Annotated in this window: 14 protein-coding genes; 2 read left to right on the forward strand and 12 right to left on the reverse strand. The window is 55.5% G+C overall.

The features are described from left to right. Positions 1–36: 36 nt before the first annotated feature. Positions 37–3351, reverse strand: a complete 3315-nt coding sequence (locus tag IEX36_RS09455; RefSeq protein ID WP_188759085.1) for an outer membrane beta-barrel protein — start codon at positions 3349–3351, stop codon at positions 37–39. A 366-nt stretch (positions 3352–3717) separates the two neighbouring features. Here IEX36_RS09455 and IEX36_RS09460 point away from each other — a divergent pair, with 366 nt between their 5' ends. Beyond that, positions 3718–4131 (forward strand): hypothetical protein, encoded by a 414-nt coding sequence (locus tag IEX36_RS09460; protein WP_188759086.1) that lies wholly within the window; start codon positions 3718–3720, stop codon positions 4129–4131. On the opposite strand, the gene IEX36_RS09465 is transcribed toward IEX36_RS09460, so the two are convergent. From IEX36_RS09465 to IEX36_RS09510, 10 genes are all read right to left on the reverse strand, one after another. Then, positions 4112–4366 carry an anti-sigma factor family protein gene (locus IEX36_RS09465; protein WP_188759087.1) on the reverse strand — a complete coding sequence of 85 codons (255 nt, stop codon included), beginning with the start codon at positions 4364–4366 and terminating at the stop codon, positions 4112–4114. The genes IEX36_RS09460 and IEX36_RS09465 overlap by 20 nt on opposite strands. After that, positions 4357–4986, reverse strand: a complete 630-nt coding sequence (locus IEX36_RS09470; protein ID WP_188759088.1) for a sigma-70 family RNA polymerase sigma factor — start codon at positions 4984–4986, stop codon at positions 4357–4359. The genes IEX36_RS09465 and IEX36_RS09470 overlap by 10 nt, the downstream gene beginning before the upstream one ends. Then, complete coding sequence (locus IEX36_RS09475) at positions 4983–5456, reverse strand: DoxX family protein (RefSeq protein ID WP_188759089.1); 474 nt, start codon at positions 5454–5456, stop codon at positions 4983–4985. Before IEX36_RS09475 ends, IEX36_RS09470 begins: the two co-directional genes overlap by 4 nt. After that, the gene (locus IEX36_RS09480) at positions 5456–6358 is read right to left on the reverse strand and encodes an HvfC/BufC N-terminal domain-containing protein (protein WP_188759090.1); all 903 of its coding nucleotides are present in this window, start codon (positions 6356–6358) and stop codon (positions 5456–5458) included. The genes IEX36_RS09475 and IEX36_RS09480 overlap by 1 nt, the downstream gene beginning before the upstream one ends. Continuing rightward, entirely contained in the window at positions 6355–7221 is an 867-nt protein-coding gene (gene bufB / locus IEX36_RS09485) for an MNIO family bufferin maturase (protein WP_188759091.1), read from the reverse strand. The genes IEX36_RS09480 and bufB overlap by 4 nt, the downstream gene beginning before the upstream one ends. Positions 7222–7334: 113 nt before the next feature. Next, positions 7335–7631: a hypothetical protein gene (locus IEX36_RS09490; protein ID WP_188759092.1), complete on the reverse strand. Its 297-nt coding sequence runs from the start codon at positions 7629–7631 to the stop codon at positions 7335–7337. 215 nt (positions 7632–7846) lie between these two features. Continuing rightward, positions 7847–8929: an acyltransferase family protein gene (locus tag IEX36_RS09495; protein WP_188759093.1), complete on the reverse strand. Its 1083-nt coding sequence runs from the start codon at positions 8927–8929 to the stop codon at positions 7847–7849. Between the two features lie 88 nt (positions 8930–9017). After that, on the reverse strand, positions 9018–10115 hold the full coding sequence (locus tag IEX36_RS09500) for an ABC transporter permease (protein ID WP_188759094.1): 1098 nt from the start codon (positions 10113–10115) through the stop codon (positions 9018–9020). Between the two features lie 51 nt (positions 10116–10166). Continuing rightward, on the reverse strand, positions 10167–11675 hold the full coding sequence (locus IEX36_RS09505) for a hypothetical protein (protein WP_188759095.1): 1509 nt from the start codon (positions 11673–11675) through the stop codon (positions 10167–10169). A gap of 37 nt (positions 11676–11712) precedes the next feature. Further along, on the reverse strand, positions 11713–12429 hold the full coding sequence (locus IEX36_RS09510; protein WP_188759096.1) for a class I SAM-dependent methyltransferase: 717 nt from the start codon (positions 12427–12429) through the stop codon (positions 11713–11715). Between the two features lie 440 nt (positions 12430–12869). Between IEX36_RS09510 and IEX36_RS09515 the strand changes: the two genes are divergently transcribed. Continuing rightward, positions 12870–13394, forward strand: a complete 525-nt coding sequence (locus IEX36_RS09515; protein ID WP_188759097.1) for a helix-turn-helix domain-containing protein — start codon at positions 12870–12872, stop codon at positions 13392–13394. Positions 13395–13403: 9 nt separating this feature from the next. On the opposite strand, the gene IEX36_RS09520 is transcribed toward IEX36_RS09515, so the two are convergent. Then, positions 13404–14282, reverse strand: a complete 879-nt coding sequence (locus IEX36_RS09520) for a MurR/RpiR family transcriptional regulator (protein ID WP_188759098.1) — start codon at positions 14280–14282, stop codon at positions 13404–13406. Positions 14283–14598: the final 316 nt, after the last annotated feature.

Consider the following 14598-nt stretch of genomic DNA (forward strand, 5'->3'; position numbering starts at 1 on the left):
GACCCCGTGCCGTAAGGTAGATTCTTCAGTACCCTTCTAGAACTCGACCTTTGCTCCGAGTTGCAGGAAGCGAGCGTTGTGCTGACTGGTTACTTTGCCAAAAGAGGAGCTGTTCGTGCTGCCGTTGATTCCACCAAGGCTGGCGTAGTTGAAGAGGTTGTAGACTTCCATCCGGAGTTGCAGGTTTGCGCGCTCACGGATGCGTGTGTTCTTCAGTAGCGCGAAGTCAGTGTTGGCATACCCAGGATTACGATAACCATTGATGACTTCATTCCCTTCGCCCGGAAGCGTTGAGGGAGCTGTGAAATCACTGACCGCAAAGACTCCAGGACCCGTAGTGAAACCGCTACCGTTTGATGTGCGGGCAAGCTGGTGGTTTCTGTCGGTTGGGATCTTGTATCCATAGGTGGGAACGTTTGGTAGATCGCTGTTGGTGCCGTCGGCGTTATAGTCTCCGGGCGACGTCTTCGAGAGCACGCTGCCTGCAACCTCTCCTGATTTCCATGCATTTCCATTCGCCACAGTGAAGGGCGTGCCGCTCTGGAGGATGGTGATGGCGCTCGGCTTCCAGCCGTTCGTCAGGAGGTGAAGAAAACCCGGTCCGGCATGCAGGCCAGGCAGTGCATAGTCGACTAACATCGAGACACGGCTGGGAACGTCCCAGTACGAGTGCGACCAGTACTGTTTGTAGTTGCCGGTGTTGGACTGGACCGTTGGGTAGCTGCCGTCGTCGTCCCAACTGCTTGAGCGCGTGTAGGAGGTGTCAATGGAACCACGATGCAGAAACCGGCCCTTGAACTCGGCGATGAACGCGTTGTAGGTGGCGGTTGGGCCGTTCGTGGTGTACATGATCTTGCCGAAGTTCTGGTTCAGACGGACGAATTTGCCGTTGTTCTGGATCAGGCTGCCTGGGAAGTTATTGATGTCGACGCCGTAGTATGCATTGCCGGAACGGCCCGCGGCGTTGGTGAACAGCCCGGTGGAGTGTGACCCTGAGTAGCCCGCTGCGATCGAGTAGTTAATCCCGAGAGAGCGTTCGAGCGTGACGTTGTAGTTGAAGGTGTTGGACGCGTGCAGGTTGAAGTCGTTCGCGGCGATGTTGGACTGGATGCCGGTGATACCGCCCGCGCTGTTCAGACCGGTCGTTGGGATTTGCGGATAGGTGAATCCGAATGGGTAGGTGTCAGAGGTGCCGACACTGTAGATTGGCGCGGGGCCGCTCGAGTTCGATTGGAAGGTGACGGTAACGGGTGCGGGCGGGTTGCCGAATTCGTTCTGGATGTTCCCGAGCGTGATCCAGTCGTGGTACATGCCCCAGCCGCCGCGGACAAACCACTTACCTTGTCCGGTCGGATCGAACGCAACGCCGATGCGCGGGCTCCATGCCTTCGGACTACTGCTGAAGGAATGCGGGACCTGCTTGACGTAGCCGTTCGCAACGCGGTCCTCGGTAGTTGTGCCCTGGCCATAGAAGAACGTGGCCTCGGTGAATCCGCTGTTGGGAGCGGGGTTGCCGAAGTTGTCCCAACGGAGGCCGTAGGTGAGCGTGAGCTTCTTATTTACCTTCCAGGTGTCCTGGGCGAAGATGCCGATGGTACCGCCATGTGCCTGCACGCTCCCGCCTGTGATCCCTGCCAGTTGGCCGGTCACGAGGTTATAAGCAACACCCGTCTCGGTATAGATCTGATCCTGTAAAAACGCAGGGATGGACTGGAAGTTATATACCGGCTGCGAGAACCAGGGCCCGAAGAAGGTCAGGTTGTCACCGTGGAAGCCTTGATAACCGACCTGGATGCTGTGTGACTTGTAGAGGTGAGTGACCGCATCGCGCCAGATGTAGTGGTGCTGCACGTAGTCTTCGTCGGCCTGGCTGACACCGAGCTGCGTTGCCCATCCTCCAGTAACAGTAATGATGGGCACATGGAACGGGCCGGTCGCGTTGTTGAGGCCCTCCATGCGGAGGAAGCCGAAAGCAGCCTCATTGATAGTGTTGGCATTGAAGGTATGGGTCTCATTGCCCTGAACGGAACGCACAATGTAGTGCTGCGGCGTGCCGTGGTCCACGCGGACGGACGGCCCGCCGAGATCGAGGCCGGTGCGGTAGTAGTTCACGTAGACACGGTCTTTACTCCAGTATTTGTCTCCGCGAATGTTGTACTGCAGGCCGTTCCGCGTGGTGGACGCGTTGAAGACACCGTTATCGATGATCGGCAACGCACACGGAATGTATGCGGCTGATGCAGTGCCGCAGGTGGTCGGATAGAGGTCGCTTCCGTACGTTGCGACGCTGGTCGTGGAGGCGTTGCTGGCTGGAAACTGCGAGAGGAGCTTTACTCCAATCGAGTTTGGCCACTGTGTTTTTGCCCAGGAAGTGAACGCCGGATCCTCATAGGTCGTCTGTGAGGTGCCGGGGACTTGCTGAATAAGAGGCTCCCAGCCAGTGAAGAAGTAGGTCTGCTTCAACTTCGGGACGGGGCCGCCGAGCGTGAACGACATGTTGTTGAGGTGGTACTTGGCGATTTTAGTGGTCTGTTCGGGCTGGAACTCTGTGCGCGCCTGCAGCCAGTCAGCAGTGTAATAGTCGCTGGCCATCAAGTGATACTTGTTCGTGCCGGCGCGGCTGGTCATTACTTCCACGATAGAGCTGTTGCGACCGTAGTCCACGTTATAGGTATTCACCTGGACGGTGGCTTCCTGCACGGTGTCAGGATTTGGAACGAGATTCAAAACGCCGGGAGTGATGTCGCTGGTGATGTCCAGACCATCAAGGACATAGACATTGCCCAGGTTGCTGCGGCCGTTCGCGCTTGCCGCGACCTCGGTTTCAGCCGCATAGTTGTCGGTTCCCTCTGCGCCGAGGCCAGTAACGCCCGGTGCAAGAGTCGTGAGCGAAAGCAAACTGTGGGCAGGTAGAGGCAGCGAGTCCAGTTGATCGGTTGTGATGGTCATCTGGGTGCGCGTTTCAGCAGTGTCGAGAACAGGGGCCTGCCCCGTCACTTCGACAGTCTGGGATTGAGACGAAATGGTCAGCGTAAATGGCACGTTCATCATCTGGTCGGTCTGCAGACGCACGGAGGTGGTGTGGGATGCGAATCCTTTGGCGGTTGCAATTACGTCATAGGGACCAGGCGCTACGCTGATGAACCGGTAGTCTCCTTTGGGGCCGGAGGTAGCCGTCTGCGAGACGCGGGTGTCGGTGTCTGTCAATGTGACGGTCGCGCCCGGGATCACAGCGCCGGTGGAATCCGACACCGTACCCTGGAGACTGCTCGAAAATTGAGCGTAGGCAGCGGTCGTGAACGCTCCTGCAACGACCAGTAGCGCCAGAAGTAGCTTGACGGTTGCGCTCATTGCCTGCGTGGGGAGTCCGAAAGATATCTGTGGTCTCGGATATGAATCATTGATGCTTATCTTGCTGATCATCGTTATCAGCCTCCTATTTTTGGCCAAAGAAAACGTATTCCAGCATGTGTGTAACGTTTCACCATCACTTCTCTCGAAGATGCCGGTGGTGTCTCTTGGCCCGCTAACCTGCGGCTGTCAGAAACGCCAACAGGAATTTGTATTTAGTTCGTGACAATAATTAATGAAAATAGGTTTTGTCAATATAGTTTTTTTATTAATCTATATTAATTTTCAAAAATTTGAGCTTGCGCTTATTTAACTCCAAAGCGCGGAAGTAACCCCTTTGAATACTGGATCTTCTAGAATTGTTTGATGGATGAAACTACTGGCGCAAAGACCTGGGCACTGAATCTGACTAGTCTTTTTTTTGTTCTTGTGCAGAGCGCATGTACTGCTGTGATGGCGATCAGCGGGGTTCGCGTGCTGATTGGGCTGGGCGCGCTGGCGGTGGCCACCGTCGGCATCGACCGACCCGCCATCGGGTATCACCAGAATGCGATCCGTATTCCGATGCTGACGCTAGCGGCCGTCGGATCGCTCGTCAATCTGTATGTGATCTGGCGGATTCGCTCACTACGGGCTCGACCTGCTTCAGCGTGGCGAGTGAAGCCAGCGACGCCGAAGCAGGTACGGTCGGAGCGAATACAGATTGCGCTGGCTTATTTGACTCTGGTGCTAGTGGCGTCGGAAAGCATCCTGCACCACATCATCCATCATGGTCACTAGCAAGACCGAGTTCGTCGTCGAGGCGGGCGTGGAGGCGTTCGCTGTAGGCAACTGGGAGTTCGAAGACGCGATCATCGGCGGTAAGGATGAGGATGTTACGCGTGGAGTCAAGAATGGCCGAGCAGAGTTCGCAGTGCTCGAGGTGCTTCTCGACGAGCGCGAGCATCTCGGGGTCTAGCGAGTGGTCGAGATAGTCGGAGATGTGGTCCCACACGTGTTTGCACTCTAAAACCATGATCGCCACCTCCTTTTTTCCGGGGTTACGCGGCTTTTGAGCTCGGGCGCGAGCCGCTTTTGCAGCATCAGGCGCGCACGGTGCAGACGGACCTTCACAGCGCTGACGCCGAGGTTCATCGCTTCTGCAATCTCGTTGACGCTCATCTCCTCGACGTCGCGCAGCATGAAGACCTCGCGGTAGATCGTCGGAAGTTCTTCGATTGCCTGCCTCAGGATGGCGCGAACTTCGCTGCGCTCGACAGCTTCGGAGGGAACTTCGCGCCAGTCGCGCAGGAGGGCGGGCGTGATGTGGCGTTGGTCATCTTCGGGTGCATCGAGCGATTCCACTTTGAATCGCTGGCTGCGACGGAGGCGGGTGCGGGCCTCGTTGAGCGTAATGCTGATGAGCCAAGTGGAGAATTTTGATTGCGCCCGGAAACTGGCGAGGCTGCGGAAGGCACGGAGAAATGCCTCCTGCGCAACTTCTTCGGCTTCAGCTTCGTTGCGGAGAAGCGAGAAGGCCATCAGATAGACGCTGCGCTCGAAGGGACGGATGAGGTCGTGGAACTGGCGCTTGTCGCCGGCGAGAATGGCGGCGATCATTGCGGATTCGTCACGAACTGTTACGACTTCCGTCATGGCTGCTCAAGATGCTTACGGAACTGCTTTTCGAGGAGCGCATCTATTGAATAGAATCCTGCGCCGAAGATCAAGACCATGAGCGCGGCGAAGAGGAAGGTGTAGGGGTCGGCGTTGTAGAACTTGCCGGGGTCTGAGAAGAACGCAGTCAAGGCATCACGGTCGGCAGTCCAGTAGGCGACGAGCATGTTGACTGTGAGCATGAGACCGAAGAGGCGCGTGGCGACGCCGAGGACAAGCGCAATGCCACCGATGAGCTCGAGGCTGGAGACGAAGTGCGCAGTCACACCTGGCGCAGGCAGGTTGAGGCTGGTGAAGAAGTCGGTCACGCGGTCGAGATGGTGAAGCTTGCCCCAGCCGCTTTGAATGAGCTGCCATCCCCAGTAGAGCCGGATGATGAGCAAAAACGGCGACTTGAGCGATGAGGCCCAGTGGGCGCAGTTCAAGTAGAGTTTGGCGAGGATCTTCATTACGCGCGGTCTCTTTCTTCGGGCGGGATACAGAACCAGCCGAGTTCCATCCAGTGGGCGAAGGCGGACTGGAGATATGCGGGGCGCTGATCTTCGGGTGTGTCGCTACCATCAAAGCCTGATTCGATTGCCTCGCCTAATGTTTTTCCGTCGCGGAGAGCGGAGAGTATTTGGAAGTCTTCGCGGGAGAGGCGCTTGTAGTAGACGGAGTCGTCGTGGCGGTGCACGGCGAGGAAGACGTCTTCGCGCGGGAGCGAACGGATGGTGCGGAGCTTGCGCGCGATGTAGCCGGTGGAGGCATTGTTGCTGGAGCCGTTGCTGCTGCCGGTTTCGCTGCGGACTGCGAGGAGCGCGTCGTCGACGGCGTAGTGGGCACGAACAAAGCCAAGGTAGGGTTGCAGCGCAATCTGCGAGTCTTCGCCGACGCCGAGGAGCATCTCGGGTGCGAGGCGTGGGAGCGCGAGGCCGTCGAAAGCTTCGATGTGTGCCCATTCGAGCGCGGCCATCTCGCGGGCGGCCTCGATGTGCGGGCCGGTGTAGGATGGGTTTTCGTCGAGCCAGGCGACGAGACGCGAGCCAAGGTTGCGCAGAGAGAAGGAGGTCGAAGGGCAGGCTTCGAGATAGGCGCGCATGAGTGACTGGAAGCGCTTGCGGCCAACGATGGCCTCAACGCCGGGGAAGTCTTCCTGAAAGCTGGAGAAGAGGCGGAACCAGTATTGGCGGTTGTAGATTTCGAGGCGCTCGAAGGAGGTGAGGCGGTCGTTTGGCTTGATGAAGTCGGCGGCCTCGGTTGCGTTTGAGCGGCCTGCGGGGTTGCGTTGCTTCATCTGCTCGGAGAGCGTGAGCGGCTGCATGACGGCGGCGGCCATGCGACGCTGGATTTGTTCGAGAGCGCTACTCATCGCACGCACTCAGCTTCTTTTTCTTTGGCCGCGACGGCTTGCAGATAGCGGTTGGCTTTGAGTGCTTCGGCGTGGACTTCGTCGAAGGATGGGATGTTGTCGTCCCACTCGAGCAGGGTTGCTGTTGGGCCGCAACGCTCGATGGCGCGGGCGTAGAGCTTCCAGACGGGGTCGAGTACGGGATGGTCGTGCGTATCCAGAATGTACTTCTCAAATTTGGAGTGACCGGCGATGTGGATCTGCGCGACGCGATCGGCGGGGACCGATTCGACGTAAACTTTGGGGTCGAAGTTGTGGTTCTGCGATGAGACGTAGATGTTGTTCACGTCGAGAAGGATGCCGCAGTCGGCGCGCTCGACGACCTCGTTCAGGAACTCCCACTCGGTCATCTCGGAGACGTGGAACTCGGCGTAGCTGCTGACGTTTTCGACGACGACGGGGACTTCGACGAAGTCGCGTACCTGGCGGATTTTTTCCGCGGTGATCTTTGCGGCTTCGAAGGTGTACGGCATGGGGAGCAGGTCGTGCGTGTAACGGCCATCGACACTGCCCCAGCAGAGATGGTCGGAGAGCCACGGGGTTTTTGTGCGGCGCACGAGCGCCTTGAGGCGTTTCAAATGGTCGCGGCTGAGCTTGTCCGCCGAGCCGAAGTACATGGAGACGCCGTGCTGGACGACCTTGTACTGATCGAGGATGCTGTCGAGAACGGCAAGAGGGCGGCCGCCGTCGACCATGTAGTTTTCCGAGATGATTTCAAACCAGTCGACGACTGGCTTCTTTTCCAGGATGTGACTGTAGTGCGGCACGCGGAGACCAATGCCAACTCCGTAGTTCGTAAATCCGTTAAAGCGATTTGCCGGCATCGCGCTTGCTCACCCTGTCATTTTGCTGCCAAACCAGATGTTCAAACCAGGCGCTTTCCCGCGAAGATTTTTGAGAGCCGCTTCGCAGGAAAGCCCCCGTTCGTTTCGCCAGACTAGCTCGGCATCTTGGAGCCGTCAGTTGCGCAGCCGCCTTTGCCCTTGCAGCTGTTCTTGCCCTTGCATCCGTTGTCGCTGGACTTGCAACCGCCTTTGCCCTTGCAGTCGTTCTTGCCCTTACAGGAGTGCTTGTCCTTCTTAAAGCTCGTCGAGGTCGCAGACTGACCGAGGTACGAGCTTGCAGACGAAACCGAGGTGCTGTGCAGCGGAGCAGCGTTGAGAGTAACGGCGCCACCGCCGAGCAGACCGGCTGTCGCCGCGCTCAACATCATTGCTTTGAGTGAATTCTTCATCTACATCCTCCTGGGTGTACAGTTTGCCATGGCTGGCTCTCTGTTATACGGTTAGAAGCCTGCTGACAGATTTTGGTTACGGCTTTTTGTTCTGGAAAGATGAAAATAGCGATGCTGAATCACCCGGCAGCGGCTTCCCACGTAGAGGCACCAGCAGGACCATTAAGGCTGGAGTCCCATTGATAACGCTATATTTAGGGGTTGTTTAGCTTCGCTTAAGGCAGGCTGGTAAACCTGGCTCCCTTGAGTTGAATCGTCTGCTGCTCGAGCTCGTCGACCGGAGGAATGGGCCTTATTGAGGAGATCACTTTGTTTTCTGGCCTCCCGAGAATTGGTCTTTCCAGTAGGAACCAGGAAGCGGATGCAAACAAGAGTGTGATGAAGAGGGTTGCCAAAACTGTTTCGGTCGTTCCCCTCACATAGCGAGCCACCAATGCGAAGACAGTGAGGTGAACAAGATAGACCGTGTAGCTAATTCGCCCAAGATAGCGCACAGGGGCGAATGTGAGGATGCGTACAGCCCGTCCGCTCAAGGCCCATAGCACGATACCCGTCACGATTATCAGGGTGAGCTCATAGATGAACGTGTTTGACTCTCGTGTGTTTGCCGATGTTGTGAATCGGGAGTTTTTTGCGAGCAAACCAAGGACTCCAGCTGCCACCAGCGAGAGAATGGGGCCAAAATGGCCAAATTGCTTAATCCAATATTGGCGGCGTCGCCAGATGATTGCGATTAGGGCGCCTGCCGCAAGCGTATCCATGCGGAATGGCGTAAGCGTGTAGATAAACCAGACGCTGGGAAAGAGTGGCGTGCAGAACCAGCGCAGCAATGGAGCAACAAAAATCAACGAAGCAGCCAGCCACGCAATTGTCACTTCACCAAGGAAATAGACTGCGAAGGGCCATGCAAGATAAAACTGTTCTTCCACTCCGAGCGACCACAAAATGCAGAGTGATTCGGGCAGTTGCGCGCCCACAACAACAGCAAAGTTAGTTAAGAAGAGACAGATATACCACGACCGAAGCCACCATGTGCCGAAAACAAGTACGGTAATGAGCAATAGAAGAAGATATGGAGGGAGAATGCGGCGCGCACGGCGTGCGTAGAAGTGCCCGAAATACCCCCTGATACTTCTACCTTTGTTTTCGAGCAAACGCCCGGTGATCAGAAACCCCGAGAGAACAAAAAAGAGGTCGACCCCCATCCAAAGGAGCCGGACATGAAAAAGATGATGGATAACTACCAAAGAGATAGCTACCGCACGGATTCCGTCCAATTGATCAATTCTTTTTGCCATGAAGCTCTGCGTAGGAAGATGGCAATTTGATATGCGTAACGATTCTACACAATCAGAAAACTCAGGGGTATATGAGTGTCAACCTAATCTACTCATATGATAGAGCATCAATTGGGTCTTTGCGGGCCGCCTTGAGAGCAGGATAAAGCGCACCCAGCATGGCTCCTGAAAAAGCAATGATTACTGAAGCCGTTACCCATCCGAAAGTGACGTCATAAGCCAGTGTTGGAAATTTAAAATGGAAGATAGCACGCATGAGATAAGTGACTATGATGCCGAGCGCCATGCCAGCGATCGCGAGCAAGGCAGTCTCACGAAGGACAACGGCTACGATATACGCTCGCGATGCGCCAAGTGACTTGAGAATGCCGATCTCTCGCGTGCGCTCGAGCACGGCCGTGTACATGGACTGGAATATAACGAGAAAACCGATGATGACAGCTGTTCCAATGACGATGCGCAGGCCAATGTTAAAGCCAGGCAGCTTGTCAGGCGTGAGCAGGGAGAGGACCTCATCGAGCGTCTGGATATCGTATTGCGACATGCCTGGTGTGGCGAGGATCTCTTTGCGGACGATCGCTGTATTCTTCGGATCGTCGAGCTTGAGATAAAAGAGGCTGGCTTTGCCGGGCGTTCCGCCGATCTCATCCATCGTGTCAATGGGGATGAACTTGCGCCCTCCCTTGCCATTCTCGACAATGCCTGAGATACGGAAGCTGTGGTGCATGATGTCCATCGTGTCGCCAACCTTGAAGCCACGCGCCGCCTCGTAGTTGTCAATGATGACATCGTTTGGGCCGGTAAATGCGCCTCCGGAGAGGAAGACGAACGGCTTCAGCGCGTTGTAGGAGGCATAGTCGATGCCGTAGATATTTTCGAGGCTATGACCGGATGTGAGCTGGATGTTGACCGGTGCCGCAACCTTGACGTGGGGGAGCGTACGGAGGACATCGGCCACTTGAATCGATGCGGTCGCACCCGACATGCCCACGAGGTTGGAGCTGACGCCGGGGTGCGTCACCATATCCATGCCAATACCGCTGGTGCGCGTACGGCTGCTGTTAAGCATGCCAAGCATGATGGCCGCAATCGAGAGAATCATGATGACTTCGATTGCTACAGCAAAGACGCTGATGAGCGAGCGCAAGGGGCGGTGGACAAGATTGCCGACGACGAGTTTGTTCATACCTATATATCAGTGTATGGGAATTCGCGAAGAAAGCCGTCCGAAGAGACCTCAGCGACCCGAAGAAGATAAAGAGGATCGAGCGACGGCGCTGCGAGCGCGGGGGACTCGGCGAAACGTGAGTCTCTCAGGTCCAGCGATCAGGGTTCCTAAAATGGGCATGACGTACGAAGCAACAACTGCAGCGAAGACAAGCGCTACAGTGCCATAGCCAAGCATATAGATCACGCCTAACAATCCCCCTTCTGGAGCGAGGTGAGCAAGCAACAAGATGGCGACGAGGCCCCAGGGGGCTTCGCGAGTGTCCCCGCACAAAGAATCATAGAGGGTGAACAACATAATCCAGAGCACGGGAGCAACGACCAGTACCCCAAGCCACCGAGCAAGATGAAACGCTTCTCCGCTAGGCGAGAAAGAGATGCCGGTGGTGGTATCGTCTTCGGCGAGGATTCCTCCGATCTCATCGGCATATATGTCTCCATAGTGAAGCCTGGGCTTGTTTGCCCAGAGGAAGTGGGGAACCAAGTTCGCAAAACCAGCCCCTATAGGAGAGAGACCAAAGACGTGTCCTTGCGCGGTTACATTGATAAGGGCGCCATCCATGGCTACCATTTGAAGGCGATCGAAGAAGCCCTGAGGTGTATTGAAATAATGGACTGCTTGCTCTTCGCCTGTAGCAGCCTCCTGCTCATGGTACTGCTTGCGTACATCTCCAAGTTCAGACAATTCAGTCACAACGCTAGAGAGATTGTCGCTGAAGGTTGCGCCTCGAAAATTTCGGCCATACTGCGAATAAGGCACTAAGAATTGAAAGGTAAATATCCCGATGCAAATGCCAAAGACAATTTGGATGAAAGAAATGCGGTAGCGCATGGAGCTGGCGCCAATCAGCCAGCAAAGGAAGGGCGTGAGCATTCCCTCTTTACTAAACCCAAGGAGCCCATAAGCAAAGATCACAGTGAAGCACAATACGACCGGAAAATTAAGGGTGCTCCTGCCGCCAGTCTTACGGATCTGGTAAATAACCCCAATGATGAGGGCCATGGGCAGAAAACTGTTAACCTGTCGGACTGCGCTCAGTACAGTGCCGTCCTTCGGAGGGAAAATTATGATCAGCACGGTGATGAGGGTGCCGACGAGCATGCATCCCATGGTGGCGTTGAACATCCTTGCAGGCTCGATCATCACTCCCAGGATGGGCTTTTTGGTGGTCAACCTGCGACTGATATAGACAGCAGCAAGCATGGAACATATCCCGCCAAGGAAGACTTCGATCGTGAGCTGCGGAGCCGCGAGGTTTGAATCGGCTGGTTCCCCCAGAATGGCCTTCCATACCAATCCGAAGATGACGGTCAATACCGCATAGAAAAAAATGTACGAACCCGAAGGGCGGGTAAACCCACCGGCGACATTGAAGGCAACGGTCGCAACAAAGATGAAAAGGAAGCAGCAGAGAGAAAAGGCCGGCGATGTTCCTTCCAGTATTTGGACGAAGCACAGAAGAGCCGCGAACATTGCAGCGTGAAACGGCGAAACGCGTTCTGGAAAGGGCAGGCGCACGGTTCAGTTGCTCGTTTTATATTCTTGATAGCCCATTTTAAGCACACTTGTGAGTGACCATCAGCATTGTGATGCGAAAGCCCGACAATAAATCTGATAAGTTGACGATTCGCTCATAGGCCATCATGGGATAGAAGAGCAGAGGGTGTGCGCGGCCATAGGAGGGCTCCGGCTCAATCATTGTCACGACCGGGTCTCCCAGACCATTGGCCTGGCATAATTCTCTAAGCCGATTGCGCGTATTGGCACGAAACCATGTGGGGTAAGGATCGTGAGCATCCTCGGCCAGTTTGCGCAACCGATTGGCGAGCATCAAATGCATGGAATGAGGCATGAGGTGAGCGCAGGCCGAAACGTAGTGGAAGAGGTTTGGTGTGCGGAGACAGTAGACGCCGCCTGGACGCAAAACACGAGAGACTTCCGCGAAGTGCTCCGCTGGGTGAGATACGTGTTCCAAAACGAAGTTGGAGACACAGGCATCGAAGGAAGAATCCGCAAATGGCATCCGCTTGCCATCAAAGACATGCGCTTCGGAGAGCCACTGATTGTTCTTGACATCCGGATCGATGTCCAGGCCGACAACTGTACCAATTCCGCTCAGCATTTGAGAGCATTCGTTTCCTGGCCCAGAGCCAATCTCAAGAATTCTGGCACCAGAGGGTATCTGCTCCTTGCAGAGCCTGAAAAACGGGCGCGTTCCACCTTCAAAATTCGCATTTGAATAGTAGTACTTGTCGAAGAGTGCCTGCGTCATAAAGTCCCGATTAACCCGTTTTGCGAGCAGAGATCTGTGTAGAACTGAGTATAACCGGGCTAATTACTTTGGCGTTTCAGGTGCCTCTCCGCCCCATTGCCGCTCAGGATTGAAATAGAAGTGTGCACATCCGGGGGAAGTGTTTTTGCGAACTGCTCTGTGCCGTGCGGATTTCCGCATTTGCATCCAAGGACGTGCTGTAAATACGGTGCATGGTTCCTCAAGCACAATTGGATGTTCGGGTTCACATATTTTCAAAATCGGAGTCCATGCAATACTTCACTTCCGCCAATGCTCCTGACTGCGATTGTTGTGGCCGCATACGCGAATTTTATCGTTCCGCGAAAGAGCAACAAAAGCCATCGCGAGGTAGTACAAAAAGCAGCATAGCGTCTTGCATGTCTTATACGGCTTGTTTCATTCGGAGGATTATATAAAGAGTGACATACCAACGAAACTACTTTGACTTCAATGGGATGCAGGCCTATTCTGCGATTGGATCAGGGCTGACGGAATGGGCTTATCCTGTGCCTCGGAATACTAACGGACGAATGGAACGATTCTCAGACGAGTTACGAGGAGAAAGGGAACGACGCCGGATCCCGCTGGAGAAGATCAGCGAGGAGACCAAGATCTCGTCTCGCCATCTTCTGGCGCTAGAGGCCGGAGAGTACTCTTCCCTACCCGGTGGCGTCTTTCGCAAGGGCATTGTTCGCAGCTATCTTCGGGCTGTAGGACTGGAAGAGAGCCCTTGGATTGAACGGTTTGAGGCAAGTTTGCGCGAAAGCGGTTCTTCTGGAACCGAAGATGACTGGGCAGAATTTGCTGAGAATGTCCGACGAAACCGGAGTGGGGCAAGACAGGCTGCCGATATAAGGTGGGTTGGCGTAGCAGTGATGGTTGCGGCGCTGATAGCGCTTGGTTGGATCGTATGGCGGTTTGCCATGCACGAGCGACTGTTTTAGCGTTCGATACTACGACTCGGTCTGATACCAGCGGTATCCGTGCTTTTGCTCCTGGTCGGCCTCTTTGAGGCGCTTGACAACCTGTTTGCGGCGCAGACTGCCGACACCGGCAGTGATTAGATCTATAACCGCAAGCGGGGCGACGTAGCTCGCGGCAAATGAAAGGCTGTCGATGGGCACAACCAGCAGATCGTCAGTGAAACGAGCTAGTGGCGAGAGCATCGAGTCGGTCATACCAACGCAGTAAGCTCCGTTCTGTTTAGCATGTTCGATACCTTCGATGGTCATGCGCAGGCCTCGCCGGAAGCTGATGCCGATGACAACATCCCCCTTCTCTGTGGAGCGAACGAGGTGGGTTGCGCGGCCGGGCGCTGTGGCTGCAAGGACGGGCAGGCCAGCGATCGTCAGGTGATACTCCATGTAATCGACAAGGGGCGAAGCCATGTCGCCAGCGAGTAGCAGAGTTTTTCTTGCCTCGTGAATGCGTGTAGCTATCTCAAGGATCTGCTGGAGGTCGATGTGACCCTCGACAAAATCAAGGTTCTCAACGATCTGCCTGCGCAGGTCGCGGAGGAAACGTGGGGGCTGGTCGGTGTGGCCGGCGGCTTGCATGCTATCGAGGATGGTGGTGCTGGTAACTGAGAGATCGTGGAGGTAGTGCTGAAACTCCTTATAACTGCCGAAGCCGAGCGACTGAACAATGCGGACAACCGTAGTGGGCGCGGTACCCAAACGGTTCGCCATGTCGCGCACATTCAGTAAAACGAAGTCTCGCGGACCCTCGAAGACAGGGCGGATGATGCTTTGATGGCGCTCGCTGAGCTGGTCCAGCGGGCGCGCCAGCTGAGGCTGGTACGCAAAGTGGCGATGTTCCTTGCTGAGGGGCATGGAACCACCTTCGTCACCGGATGCCGTGATGTCAACCATATTCTCTGGCTGCATAGTGCCTGGCATAGCTGCTGGTGTAAGGAATCGGCTGTTGACAGCCGAGAAACCTCTTGACACTCGTGCCATGCCGGATTAACGTTACATCAATTTCCGGAACATCTGTACCAATTGAACCAAGTAATCCACATTTGGTTCTTCTTGAATCAACGGTTCGGTGATGAGTGCACCTGAGTGCGGCGCGCGATCCGTTGAGATATCTGGGGGTGGCGGCGCCACGATGCGCTGTCTCGGGGCTGGCTAAGCGAAGCAAGCCGTG

This window comes from Edaphobacter acidisoli (assembly GCF_014642855.1).
Taxonomy (GTDB): Bacteria; Acidobacteriota; Terriglobia; order Terriglobales; family Acidobacteriaceae; genus Edaphobacter; species Edaphobacter acidisoli.